The sequence below is a fragment of the Cellulomonas massiliensis JC225 genome, from assembly GCF_000312005.1.
GTDB lineage: Bacteria > Actinomycetota > Actinomycetes > Actinomycetales > Cellulomonadaceae > Cellulomonas > Cellulomonas massiliensis.
Genome location: NZ_HE978588.1, coordinates 881,137 through 892,858, shown reverse-complemented (window position 1 = coordinate 892,858; position 11,722 = coordinate 881,137). Strand labels below are relative to the sequence as shown.

General features: G+C 72.1%; 12 protein-coding genes and 2 tRNA genes. 5 read left to right on the top strand and 9 right to left on the bottom strand.

Translation table 11 applies throughout. From position 1 onward, the window contains the following. Window positions 1-55: 55 nt before the first annotated feature. Window positions 56-304 carry a cell division protein CrgA gene (locus HGCM_RS04210; protein ID WP_019135633.1) on the top strand — a complete coding sequence of 83 codons (249 nt, stop codon included), beginning with the start codon at window positions 56-58 and terminating at the stop codon, window positions 302-304. 144 nt (window positions 305-448) lie between these two features. Here HGCM_RS04210 and HGCM_RS04205 read toward each other — a convergent pair whose 3' ends face one another. Both HGCM_RS04205 and HGCM_RS04200 read right to left on the bottom strand, forming a co-directional pair. Beyond that, window positions 449-1,216: a rhomboid family intramembrane serine protease gene (locus HGCM_RS04205; protein WP_019135632.1), complete on the bottom strand. Its 768-nt coding sequence runs from the start codon at window positions 1,214-1,216 to the stop codon at window positions 449-451. Window positions 1,217-1,329: 113 nt separating this feature from the next. Next, the gene (locus HGCM_RS04200; protein ID WP_019135631.1) at window positions 1,330-1,869 is read right to left on the bottom strand and encodes a peptidylprolyl isomerase; all 540 of its coding nucleotides are present in this window, start codon (window positions 1,867-1,869) and stop codon (window positions 1,330-1,332) included. A gap of 161 nt (window positions 1,870-2,030) precedes the next feature. On the opposite strand from HGCM_RS04200, the gene HGCM_RS04195 reads away from it, so the two are divergent. From HGCM_RS04195 to HGCM_RS04180, 4 genes are all read left to right on the top strand, one after another. Next, the gene (locus HGCM_RS04195) at window positions 2,031-2,885 is read left to right on the top strand and encodes a hypothetical protein (RefSeq protein WP_019135630.1); all 855 of its coding nucleotides are present in this window, start codon (window positions 2,031-2,033) and stop codon (window positions 2,883-2,885) included. 146 nt (window positions 2,886-3,031) lie between these two features. Beyond that, window positions 3,032-3,616 carry a TM2 domain-containing protein gene (locus tag HGCM_RS19045; protein ID WP_019135629.1) on the top strand — a complete coding sequence of 195 codons (585 nt, stop codon included), beginning with the start codon at window positions 3,032-3,034 and terminating at the stop codon, window positions 3,614-3,616. 33 nt (window positions 3,617-3,649) lie between these two features. After that, window positions 3,650-4,315, top strand: coding sequence for a GNAT family N-acetyltransferase (locus HGCM_RS04185; protein WP_019135628.1), 666 nt, complete (start codon window positions 3,650-3,652; stop codon window positions 4,313-4,315). A gap of 74 nt (window positions 4,316-4,389) precedes the next feature. Continuing rightward, complete coding sequence (locus HGCM_RS04180) at window positions 4,390-4,935, top strand: hypothetical protein (RefSeq protein WP_019135627.1); 546 nt, start codon at window positions 4,390-4,392, stop codon at window positions 4,933-4,935. Window positions 4,936-4,981: 46 nt separating this feature from the next. Here the strand turns inward: HGCM_RS04180 and HGCM_RS04175 are convergent. From HGCM_RS04175 to HGCM_RS16795, 7 genes are all read right to left on the bottom strand, one after another. Continuing rightward, a tRNA-Ala gene (locus HGCM_RS04175) sits at window positions 4,982-5,057 on the bottom strand. 30 nt (window positions 5,058-5,087) lie between these two features. Then, the gene (locus tag HGCM_RS20240) at window positions 5,088-5,207 is read right to left on the bottom strand and encodes a DLW-39 family protein (protein WP_019135626.1); all 120 of its coding nucleotides are present in this window, start codon (window positions 5,205-5,207) and stop codon (window positions 5,088-5,090) included. A 21-nt stretch (window positions 5,208-5,228) separates the two neighbouring features. Continuing rightward, window positions 5,229-5,305: transfer RNA gene (locus HGCM_RS04165), tRNA-Ile, on the bottom strand. Between the two features lie 82 nt (window positions 5,306-5,387). Next, window positions 5,388-6,389 (bottom strand): DUF3566 domain-containing protein, encoded by a 1,002-nt coding sequence (locus HGCM_RS04160; RefSeq protein WP_019135625.1) that lies wholly within the window; start codon window positions 6,387-6,389, stop codon window positions 5,388-5,390. Further along, a complete protein-coding gene (gene gyrA, locus HGCM_RS16800) occupies window positions 6,386-9,007 on the bottom strand; it encodes a DNA gyrase subunit A (protein WP_019135624.1) in 2,622 nt (873 codons plus the stop codon). Before gyrA ends, HGCM_RS04160 begins: the two co-directional genes overlap by 4 nt. Before the next feature lie 48 nt (window positions 9,008-9,055). Continuing rightward, on the bottom strand, window positions 9,056-11,095 hold the full coding sequence (gene gyrB, locus HGCM_RS04150; RefSeq protein WP_019135623.1) for a DNA topoisomerase (ATP-hydrolyzing) subunit B: 2,040 nt from the start codon (window positions 11,093-11,095) through the stop codon (window positions 9,056-9,058). Between the two features lie 199 nt (window positions 11,096-11,294). Next, window positions 11,295-11,722: DciA family protein (locus HGCM_RS16795; RefSeq protein WP_019135622.1), on the bottom strand; the 428-nt coding region annotated here is incomplete at its 5' end.

Below are 11,722 nucleotides of genomic sequence, written 5' to 3'. Positions count from 1 at the left end.
TGAGCGTCCACCGATCGTGCGGGCCGCCCGCACCACGCAGGACAGGAGTGCCCCCGTGCCCGAGTCGAGGTCCCGCAAGAAGCCGGCGTACGTCCCGCCCCCCGAGAAGTCGTCGGGCCCGAAGGTCAACCCGCCGTGGTTCGTGCCGGTGATGCTCGGGCTGATGATCCTCGGCCTCGCGTGGATCGTCGTGACGTACCTGTCGAGCTTCGCGTACCCGATCCCCGGCATCCGCGCCTGGAACCTGGCGATCGGCGCCGTGTTCGTGATCGCCGGCTTCGGGATGACGACCCGCTGGCGCTGACCCCCTCCGGCCGAAGCCCTCGCACCACGCCGGTGCGAGGGCTTCGTCGTCCCCAGCGGTGCACAACCCTGGGGATAACTACACGGGTGTAGTTCCACAGCTGTGAGCACGGCTGGGGACGACCGGGCGGGCGGGACGGAGGCCTCAGGCGACCGAGCCGAAGCCCGCCGACAGGTAGGTCGCGAGGCTCGCGCCGACCAGCACGAGAGCCACCAGCGCGGGGGCGACCCACGCCGTGAGGGCGCGGCGCTCCCTCGGTGCGTACGCATACGCGGCGCCGAGAGCGGCACCGACGACGAGCCCGCCGAGGTGCGCCTGCCACGCGATGCCCGGCAGCACGAAGCCCAGGACCACGTTCAGGACGATCACGGCGAGCATCCCGCGCGCGTCCCCGCCGAGCCGCCGCAGGACGACGAACACGGCTCCGAAGAGCCCGAACACCGCGCCGGACGCACCCACCGCCCACTGCTCCCAGCCGCCCTCGAGCACCGGGGCCAGCAGCAGCACCCCGACCGAGCCGCCGATCGCGCTCAGGCCGTAGAGGGTCGCGAACCGCGCGCGCCCCAGCGCCCCCTCGAGGTAGGGGCCGACGAACCACAGCGCGAGCATGTTCATCGCGATGTGCAGCACCGAGCCCTGCGAGTGCAGGAACGCGGACGTCACGAACCGCCAGGGCTCGAACCACCCGGCGACGGGGTTGAACGCCCAGCGCACCGTCCAGCCGTCGACGGCGAGCTGCAGCACGTACATCACCACGCACGCCGCGATGAGACCGATGGTCACCACCGGCCGCCCCCGGCGCGCGACCCCGCCGAGCGCGGTGCGCGTCGAGGGCAGCGCGGCGTTCGCCTGGGCGACGCAGTCCACGCACTGCACGCCGACCGCCGCGGGCACCTGGCACTGCGGGCACACCGGGCGACCGCAGCGCTGGCAGCGCACGTACGAGACCCGGTCGGGGTGCCGGGGGCAGACCGGGGGAGCGTCGGCCGCGTCGGCCGGCGGCAGGGTGGGCTCGGTGATGGCGATCAGTCCTCGACGGTGACCGACTCGATGACGATGTCGGTGACGGGACGGTCGCCGGGCTGCGTCGGCGCCGCGGCGATCGCGTCGACCACCGCGCGGCTGGCGTCGTCCGCGACCTTGCCGAAGATCGTGTGCTTGCCGTTGAGCCACGTGGTCGGCGCGACGGAGATGAAGAACTGCGAACCGTTCGTGCCGGCCGGGCGGCCGCTGATCGGGTCGGGGCGCTTGCCGGCGTTCGCCATGGCGAGCAGGTACGGCTCGTTGAACGAGAGCTCCGGGTGGATCTCGTCGTCGAACTGGTATCCCGGGCCGCCGCGGCCGTTCCCCAGGGGGTCGCCGCCCTGGATCATGAAGCCCGGGATGACGCGGTGGAAGACGACGCCCGCGTACAGCGGGTCGGTGCGCTCCTGGCCGGTCTTCGGGTCCGTCCAGGGCTTGGCGCCCGTCGAGAGACCGACGAAGTTCTCGACGGTGCGCGGGGCGTGGTTCGGGAACAGCTCGACGCGGATGTCGCCCGCGGAGGTGTGCAGGGTTGCGAACATGCCGCCAGTCTTCCACGCGCCCGTGGGACGTCGCCCGGGCGCGAGGGCCCCGCGCCCAGACGTGACGAAAGGGTGATGACCGCGCAGGTAGGGACTGCGCGGGCGTCCGCGCGGTGGCAGAGTGGGCTCAGCATCGCCGCCTACCGCAACCGGGAGTTGACATGCCGTTCACCCGCAGCAAGCCCGTCGAGGTCGACGCCGAGAGGATCAAGGAGCAGGCCGCCGCGCTCGCCGCGACGGCGGCGGTCGCAGCGAAGGACGCGGGCGCGAGGGCCAGCGACGCCGCGGTGCACGCCAAGGAGTGGACGACCCCGCGGGTCGAGGCGTTCATCGACTGGCTCCTGCCGCGCGTCGAGCACCTGTACAAGGAGAGCGTGAAGGCCGCCGCGCCGCGCGTCGAGCTCGCCGCCGACAAGGTGACCCCTGCGGTCGACACCGCGCACGAGAAGATCGTCGCCGACTACCTGCCCCGCCTCGTCGCCGCCGTGAACGAGGCCGCGATCCGGGCCGGCGCGGTCGCCGAGCAGGCTGCCGAACAGTCGGCCAAGGCGAGCAAGAAGGCCGCCAAGGAGGCCGCACGCGCCGCCCGGGAGGCCGCGAAGGCTGCCGAGCAGAGCCAGAAGAGCGGCGGCGGCGCGAAGGCGTTCTGGATCGTCGCGGGCCTCGTCGCCGCCGGCGGCGCGGTGTTCGCCTGGGCCCGCTCCCGCTCCACCGTCGACCCGTGGGCCGAGCCGTGGGAGCCCGTCGACTCGGTGTCGCCCGCGACCCGCGCGCAGGAGACGCTCGGCGACGCCGCGGACGCGGTCGGTGAGGCCGCGGGTGCCGCGGTCGCCCGCAGCCGCGACGCCGCCAAGAAGGCCGCCGACAAGGCCGAGGAGCTCGGCGACAAGGTGCAGGACGCCGCCGAGGCCGCCGCGGAGACCGCGAAGAAGGTCACGCGCCGCAGCACGACGAAGAAGACGGAGGAGCCGGCGGAGCCGACCACCCCGACGGACGGGTCGACCACGGAGTCCTGACCTCGCACCAGCCGGACGAACGGCGCGGCGCCCCCTCGGGGTGCCGCGCCGTTCTCGTCGTCCACAGACCGACGAAACGGCCGCGCGACCACCTCGTCTCTCGCTACGTTCACCCCGTCACCGTCGGATGCGGGGGGAGCGGACGCATGACGCAGGAACCGGGTGCGCCGGACGAGGAGCAGGGAGGCTCGGCGACGAGCCCGGGCGGGACGCCCGCCGTGCGCCGGCGCGGGCCGGAGCGGTTCGGACCCTCGCACAGTGCCGACTGGGCGGCGTACCAGCCGTACGCGCCCACGCCCCACTCACCGGCTCCCGACCCGTACGGCCGCCTCGCGCGCGCGGCGGCCGTCGCCGAGCAGCCGCCGACGTGGGAGAGCGGTCGCCCGGACAAGAGCTTCCTCGCGGCGTGGCTCTTCGCGCTGCTGCTGGGGTACTTCGGTGTCGACCGGTTCTACCTCGGCAAGATCGGCACCGGGGTGCTCAAGGTGCTCACGTGCGGCGGCCTGGGCATCTGGTACCTCGTCGACCTCGTCCTGCTGCTCGCGGACGGCGCCCGGGACGCGCGGGGTCACCGCCTCGCCGGGTACGACCGCCACCACGTCGTCGCGATCGTGGTGACGGTCGTCTACGTCGTCGGGTCGTTCGGGACGTCGCTCGTGCTCCGGCAGCTCGGCATCGTGTCGTGGCCGCCACAGCTCGGGACCGGAGCGGTCGGTCTCGACGTCGGTTGACCGGGGCCGGGTCTGCTCGCCAGGGTGGCGGCCATGGACCTGGCGCACCTGTGGCCCCCGTCGGCTCTCCGCGTCGTCAGCGGTGACCTCGAGCTGCGGTACGCCGACGACCCGACGGTGGAGTCCCTGGCGCGGATGGCCGCGACCGAGGGCGTCCACCCGGCGGACTTCATGCCGTTCATGACCCCGTGGACGGTCGGCACGCCTGAGGACGTCGCGCGGTCGGTGCTCCGCTGGCACTGGAAGCAGCGCGCCGAGCTGACGCCGGAGCGCTGGCAGCTGGAGCTCGCGACGTGGGTCGACGGCCGGCTCGTCGGCACCCAGGGCGCCGTCGCGAAGGACTATGCGATCACGCGCACCGCGGAGACCGGATCGTGGCTCGGCCTGCCGCACCACGGGCAGGGGATCGGCACGCGCATGCGGCTGGTGATCCTGCACCTGCTGTTCGACGAGCTCGACGCCCAGGTCGCGACGACGGGCGCGTTCGCCGACAACCAGCCCTCGCTGGGCGTCACACGCAAGCTCGGCTACGAGCCCAACGGCGAGAGCATCGCCGTGCGCGGGGGAGGGCCGGCGCCGGAGCGCTGGTTCCGGCTGACCCGCGAGCGGTGGCTGGCGCGTCCCGACGAGCAGCGCCTCGACGTCTCCTACGAGGGGACGCCCGCACTCCGGGAGTTCCTGGGAATCGCCCGTCCCTGACCCGGGGGGTTGACCGTCCCGCCGCGGTCGAAGGGCCCACGGCGGCACGGTCGGAGCGCGCGAGCGTCCGGCGCATGCTCCTGGCCGACCTGCAGCCGCGCGTCCGCGCCGCCCTGACGAGCGTGCTCGTCGAGGAGTGGACGCTCTTCGCGGCCACGGCCGGGACGAGCCACCCGAGCGAGCGCACGGTTGCATTCCAGCTCGGCTGGCACCTGCGACGGGCCGTCGACCCGACGTGGAGCGTCGACGCGGAGTACGACCGCTCCGGCATGCTCCTCGAGGACGCGGTCCGGCTCGACGGCGGGCGGGCGGTGCCGAACCTCATCGTCCACCACCGCGGCCTGCTCGGGCCGGAGCACAACCTGCTCCTCGTCCACGTCGCCGCGGACGCGTCCGCGGCTCACCGCCCGAACCTGGCGGCCGCCCAGGGCCTCCAGCGCCGCTTCGGGTACCGGTACGCGCTCGTCCTCGACGTCGGGCTGCAGGCCGACCGCACCGCGTCCACCGTCTCGCCGGTGTGGCAGTGGGCGACGCTCGAGGACGGCCCGGTCACGCCCGAGCCGGTGCCCGTCTACGCGGACGGGCTGCCGGTGGAGGTCGTCGCGCGCGCTCAGGGCTGACGCGGAGGGCGCACAAGGGGAGCGACCCGTCCGTCGACGGGCACGGTGGTGGAGCCAAGGGGACTCGAACCCCTAACCCCCTGCTTGCAAAGCAGGTGCGCTACCAATTGCGCCATGGCCCCGTGCACGCGGAGCGTGCCGACCGGGAGCGGTCACTCGAAGGTGTCGGTGACCTCTGCCCACAGGTCCCGCTCGTCGCGGTCCTGCTGGTACTTCTGCCACACGACGTAGCCGGCGGCCGCGAGTGCGACCAGGAGGAGGACCTTCTTCATGTCGTCTCCCGAGGGATGCGGTGGTGGGCCTAACAGGACTTGAACCTGTGACCTCTTCCTTATCAGGGAAGCGCTCTAACCGTCTGAGCTATAGGCCCGTGGCTCCAGGCAGTCGACGTGCGACGTGCTCGGTGCGCCGGACGAGACTACCTCAGGGCCGGTGCGGCGCCCAAACCGACGTCACTCGTCGGTCATGGTCACGTGCACGCCGCCGACCAGGGCCGCGACGATGTTGTAGAGGAACGCGCCGATCGTCGCGAGCGCGGTCATGAGGAACACGTTCACGACCGACACGAGCGTCGCACCGGAGACGACCCGGCGGAACTCGACGTACTGCAGGATGTCGACGGTGCTCTCGGTGCCGGTCACCTGCGTGATGAGGTCGTTGGCCTTGCTGAACACGTGCATGCCGTCGAGCGTGTACCAGACGACGGCCGTGGCGATGACGATCATGAGGCCGATCGCGACCGACAGCAGGAACGACAGCTTCATCACCGACCAGGGGTCGACGCGCGAGATCGCGAGGCGGACGCGCCGGGGGCCGCTGTGCGGCTGGCCGACCGGGATGCGCCCCGTCTGCGGACGCGGGCTCGACGGGTTGGTGGCCGCGGGGCGCGCGGCTCCGGCGGCAGCCGCACCGGCGGCAGAGGCGGTCGTGGTCACGGGAGGTTCCTCGGTCTTGGGCCGTGCGGCGGACGAGATCGCGGCGCTGGTCGCCGCTCCGGCCTTCTTCAGCCACGACGTCGCCGACTCGACGGCGGCCGCGAGCGGGGTGGGCTCGTCGTCGTCGGTCCCGGCGGGGCGCGCTGCCGGGGCACCGGACGTGGTGGAGCTGGTGGGGGAGTCGGCGGGCTTCTCGGCCGCAGGCGTCGAGGCGCCCCGGTCCGGGCCGACGCCCGTCCTCGTGCGGGGCGGGATCGACGCGGGAGCGACCCGGGTCGTGCGCTCAGCCTGGTCGTGCCCCTCCGACTCGGGCGACGACGAGCTCGGCCAGCCCAGCCGGGTCGACTCCTCGCTCGTCGCCTCCGCGGTGGTCGTGCCGGAGCCGCCGCGGCCGGGCACCGAGATGGCTCCGGCCGACGTCTCGCCCGCGGGGCGCGGCGCCGACGACGACCCGCCCGTGGTGGCGCCCGAGGGGCGCTTGCGGGGCGGGATCGACGGCGGCGGTGTCGCTGCGCTCATGCATCCTCCGTGGGCTCGACCGGCTGCTCGTCGGCAGCGGTCTCACCCGTGTCGGGGCTCGTCGGCGCCTCCGGGCCGGCGGTCGCGCGGGCCGGATCCACGCCGTTCTCCGCGCCCACGGTACCTGCATCGTCCGCGAGGTGTCGCTCGATGTTGCGGGCGACCGCGATGATCCGGTCGCCGGCGTCGGGCTTGGCGAAGATGACGCCCTGCGTCGTCCGTCCGGTCGCGTTGACCTCGGCGGTCGCGGACCGGACGATCTTGCCGCGCTCCATGATGACGAGGACCTCGTCGTCGGCGTCGGTCACGAGGGCGCCCACGAGGTCGCCGTTCGCCTCCGGGAGGTTCGCCACCCGGATGCCGAGGCCGCCGCGGCCCTGCTGGCGGTAGTTGTCCACCGTCAGCGCGGTCCGCTTCGCGATGCCGCCCTCGGTGACCGTGAACAGGAACGCGTCCTCGCGCACGACGTCCATCGCGAGCAGCTCGTCCTCGGCGCGGAACTTCATGCCCGTGACGCCCGAGGTCGAGCGGCCCATCGGGCGCAGCGCGTCGTCGGTCGCCGTGAAGCGCAGGGACTGCCCCTTGCGGGAGACGAGCATGAGGTCCTGGTGCGAGTCGACGAGCCGCGCCGAGACGAGCTCGTCGGGCAGGCCGTCCTCGTCCTCGCGCAGGTTGATCGCGATGATGCCGCCCGTGCGGTTGGAGTCGTACTCCGCCAGGCGCGTCTTCTTCACCAGGCCCCGCTTCGTCGCGAGGACGAGGTGCTCGGCCTGCTCGTAGTCGCGGATGTCGAGCACCTGCGCGATGCGCTCCCCGGGCAGGAACGCGAGCAGGTTGGCGACGTGCTGGCCCTTGGCGTCGCGGCCGCCCTCCGGCAGCTCGTACCCCTTCGCCCGGTACACGCGGCCGAGGTTCGTGAAGAACAGGAGCCAGTGGTGCGTCGTCGTGACGAAGAAGTGGTCGACGATGTCGTCCTCGCGCAGCTGCGCTCCACGCACGCCCTTGCCGCCGCGGCGCTGGGCCCGGTAGCTGTCCGACCGGGTCCGCTTTGCGTACCCGCCGCGGGTGATCGTGACGACGACCTCCTCCTCGGCGATGAGGTCCTCGATCGAGACCTCGCCGTCGAACGGGAGGATGTGCGTGCGGCGCTCGTCGCCGTACTTGTCGACGATCCCCTTGAGCTCCTCCGACACGATGGTGCGCTGGCGCTGCTCCGAGGCGAGGATCGCGTTGAACTCGGCGATCTGCGCCTCGAGCTTCGCGTGCTCGTCGAGGATCTCCTGGCGCTGCAGCGCGGCGAGCCGGCGCAGCTGCAGGTTGAGGATCGCGCTGGCCTGGACCTCGTCGATGTCGAGGAGCTCCATGAGGCCCACGCGAGCCTGGTCGGCGTCGGGGGAGCGGCGGATCAGCGCGATGACCTCGTCCAGCGCGTCGAGCGCCTTGAGGTAGCCGCGGTAGATGTGGATCTGCTCCTCGGCCTTGCGCAGGCGGTACTGCGTCCGCCGGCGGATGACCTCGAGCTGGTGCGTGACCCAGTGCCGGACGAACGCGTCGATCGACAGGGTGCGCGGCACGCCGTCGACGAGCGCGAGCATGTTCGCGCCGAAGGTGTCCTGCAGCTGGGTGTGCTTGTAGAGGTTGTTGAGCACGACCTTCGCGACCGCGTCCCGCTTGAGGACGATGACGAGGCGCTGGCCGGTGCGGCCGGAGGTCTCGTCGCGCAGGTCGGCGATGCCCGCGATCTTGTTCTCGCGGATGAGGTCGCCGATCTTCTTCGCCAGCGCGTCGGGGTTCACCTGGTAGGGCAGCTCGGTGACGACGAGGCACTGGCGGCCCTGGATCTCCTCGACCTCGACCACGGCGCGCATCGTGATCGAGCCGCGGCCCGTGCGGTACGCGTCCTCGATGCCGCGGTGGCCGAGGATCGTCGCGCCCGTGGGGAAGTCCGGGCCCTTGATCCGGACGAGCAGCTCCTCGAGCAGCTCCTCCTTCGTCGCGTCCGGGTGGTCGAGGTACCACTGCACCCCGTCGGCGACCTCGCGCAGGTTGTGCGGCGGGATGTTCGTCGCCATGCCGACCGCGATGCCGGCCGAGCCGTTGACCAGCAGGTTCGGGAAGCGCGCGGGCAGGACGGCGGGCTCCTGCGTGCGGCCGTCGTAGTTGTCCTGGAAGTCGACGGTGTCCTCGTCGATGTCGCGGACCATCTCCATGGCCAGCGGCGCCATCTTGCACTCGGTGTACCGCGGGGCGGCGGCCGGGTCGTCGCCGGGGGAGCCGAAGTTGCCCTGGCCCGCGACGAGCGGGTACCGCAGCGACCAGTCCTGGACAAGCCGCACGAGCGCGTCGTAGATCGCGCCGTCACCGTGCGGGTGGTACTTGCCCATGACGTCGCCGACGACGCGGCTGCACTTGGAGAACTGGCGGTCCGGCCGGTAGCCGCCGTCGTACATCGCGTACAGCACGCGGCGGTGCACCGGCTTGAGGCCGTCGCGCACGTCGGGCAGCGCGCGGCCGACGATGACGGCCATCGCGTAGTCCAGGTACGACCGCTGCATCTCGAGCTGCAGGTCGACCTGGTCGATCCGGCCGTGCTCGACGCCGTCGTTGATCTCGCTCACGGGTGTCCTTACCTCGGGGTGACGTGGGGTCCGGGTGTGCGCGGGGCGCTACACGTCCAGGAACCGCACGTTCTTCGCGTTCTGCTGGATGAAGGTGCGGCGGGACTCCACGTCCTCGCCCATGAGCACCGAAAAGATCTCGTCGGCGGCGGCCGCCTCGTCCAGCGTGACCTGCAGCAGCGTCCGGTGCTCGGGGGACATGGTCGTCTCCCACAGCTCCTGGTAGTCCATCTCGCCGAGGCCCTTGTAGCGCTGGATCGCGTTGTCCTTCGGCAGGCGCTTGCCGGCCGCGACGCCGTCCTTGATGACCGCGTCCCGCTCCCGGTCGGAGTAGACGTAGTCGTGCTCGGCGTTGCTCCACTTGATGCGGAACAGCGGCGGCTGCGCGAGGTACACGTGGCCGTGGGTGATGAGGTCCGGCATGTAGCGGAACAGCAGCGTCAGCAGCAGCGTGCGGATGTGCTGGCCGTCGACGTCCGCGTCCGCCATCAGCACGATCTTGTGGTACCGCAGCTTGGCGATGTCGAAGTCCTCGCCGATGCCGGTGCCGAACGCGGTGATGAGCGCCTGCACCTCCTGGTTGCCCAGCGCGCGGTCGAGGCGGGCGCGCTCGACGTTGAGGATCTTGCCGCGGATCGGGAGGATCGCCTGGGTCCGCGGGTTGCGGCCGCGGACCGCCGAGCCGCCGGCGGAGTCGCCCTCGACGATGAAGACCTCGCACTCCCACGGGTTGGGGGACTGGCAGTCCTTGAGCTTGCCCGGCATGCCGCCGGACTCGAGCAGGCCCTTGCGCCGGGTCGCCTCGCGTGCCTTGCGGGCGGCCATCCGCGCCGCCGATGCCTGGATCGCCTTCTTGATGACGTCGCGCGCGTCGTTCGGGTGCGAGTCGAGCCAATCGCCGAGCTGCTCGTTGACGACGCGCTGCACGAACGTCTTCGCCTCGGTGTTGCCGAGCTTCGTCTTCGTCTGGCCCTCGAACTGCGGCTCGCCGAGCTTGACGGAGATGACGGCCGTGAGGCCCTCGCGGACGTCGTCGCCGGTGAGGTTCTCGTCCTTCTCCTTGAGCAGGTTCTTCTCGCGCGCGTACCGGTTGACGAGGGACGTCATGGCCGCGCGGAAGCCCTCCTCGTGCGTCCCGCCCTCGGTCGTCGAGATGGTGTTGGCGTACGTGTAGACCGACTCGGAGTACGCGGACGTCCACTGCATCGCGATCTCGACGGAGATCTTGCGCTCGGTGTCCTCCGCCTCGAAGTCGATGACCTCGGGGTGGACGAGCTCGACCTTCTTCGCCGAGTTCAGGTGCTTGACGTAGTCGGTCAGGCCGCCGTCGTACTTGTAGGTGACGACGCGCGCCTTCGGCTTGTCCTCGTCCGCCTCGTCGGACTCGCCGGCGACCTCGTCGTCCTCGACGACGTGCGCGGGACGCTCGTCCGTCAGGGTGATCTGCAGGCCCTTGTTGAGGAAGGCCATCTGCTGGAACCGGGCGCGCAGCGTCTCGAAGTCGTAGTCGACCGTCTCGAAGATCGACGGGTCGGCCCAGAACGTCTGGGTCGTGCCCGTCTCCTGCGTCGGCTCGCCCTGCTGGAGCTCGCCCTGCGGCTTGCCGCCGTCGGCGAAGTTCATCTGCCACGTGTAGCCGTCCCGCCGGACGACCGACTCGACGCGGGTCGAGAGCGCGTTGACGACCGAGATGCCGACGCCGTGCAGGCCGCCGGACACCGCGTAGCCGCCGCCGCCGAACTTCCCGCCCGCGTGCAGGATCGTCATGACGACCTCGAGCGTCGGGCGCCGCTCGGTGGGGTGCAGCTCGACCGGGATGCCGCGGCCGTTGTCGGCGACGCGCACGCCGCCGTCGGCCAGGAGCGTCACCTCGATGTGGTCGCAGTAGCCGGCCAGGGCCTCGTCGACGGAGTTGTCGACCACCTCGTACACGAGGTGGTGCAGCCCGCGCTCGCCGGTGGAGCCGATGTACATGCCGGGACGCTTGCGCACCGCCTCGAGGCCCTCGAGGACGGTGATCGCGCTGGCGTCGTACCCGCCGTTGCTGCCCGTCGACACGTTGCTCGCTGCGGTCGTCTGCTCAGCCACGGGCGGGGGTGCTCCTCAAGGTCACTCGCGCGTCGTAGGGCGTCGCCCGACCCGGAAGAGGTCGGATCACTCCATGACGCTGGAGTTCGGGCCGTGACGCAGCCTTGGATGCGCCAGGATTGACGGGTTCCAGTCTACCCGTCGCCCGTCCTCGGGACGGCTTCCCGGGACGGGTGTTCGCAACGGGCTCACAGCGCCCTCACCCGTAGGTGTCGCGCACCCCGCGCCCGGGCACCCGCCGAGGCCCTCGGCCGAACCCCGGCCCGCCCGGCCCGAGCACCTGGACCTCGACGACGACGCCCTCGCCGAGCTCCTCCGCGAACCGGCGCAGCATCGTCGGCACGGCCCACGTCAGGTTCGTCGCCCAGCTCGTCGACGAGGCCCGCATCCGCAGCACGCCGTGCTCGAACGACTCGTACTGCGCGTGCTCCGCGACCTCGGGGCCCAGGATCTGCGCCCACCGCGCCTGCAGGGACCCGGCCGCGATCCCCGGCGCCCACCCGAGCTGGCCCACGACCGCGTTGAGCGCTGCGCCGGCGGTCACGGGGTCCCGCGGTCCCGGGCCCGCCGTCCCCGTCGCGACCGCCGCACCCCGCCGGCGCGGCGGGTCTCCCGGCCGGAAGCCGC

What these genes read in the sequence shown, in the direction of transcription:
- HGCM_RS04160 (WP_019135625.1), bottom strand. Translation starts at nt 6,389, where the DNA reads ATGAGCGCAGCGACACCGCCGCCGTCGATCCCGCCCCGCAAGCGCCCC.
- HGCM_RS04185 (WP_019135628.1), top strand. Translation starts at nt 3,650, where the DNA reads ATGGACCTGGCGCACCTGTGGCCCCCGTCGGCTCTCCGCGTCGTCAGC.
- HGCM_RS20240 (WP_019135626.1), bottom strand. Translation starts at nt 5,207, where the DNA reads ATGAAGAAGGTCCTCCTCCTGGTCGCACTCGCGGCCGCCGGCTACGTC.
- HGCM_RS04200 (WP_019135631.1), bottom strand. Translation starts at nt 1,869, where the DNA reads ATGTTCGCAACCCTGCACACCTCCGCGGGCGACATCCGCGTCGAGCTG.
- HGCM_RS19045 (WP_019135629.1), top strand. Translation starts at nt 3,032, where the DNA reads ATGACGCAGGAACCGGGTGCGCCGGACGAGGAGCAGGGAGGCTCGGCG.
- HGCM_RS04180 (WP_019135627.1), top strand. Translation starts at nt 4,390, where the DNA reads ATGCTCCTGGCCGACCTGCAGCCGCGCGTCCGCGCCGCCCTGACGAGC.
- HGCM_RS04195 (WP_019135630.1), top strand. Translation starts at nt 2,031, where the DNA reads ATGCCGTTCACCCGCAGCAAGCCCGTCGAGGTCGACGCCGAGAGGATC.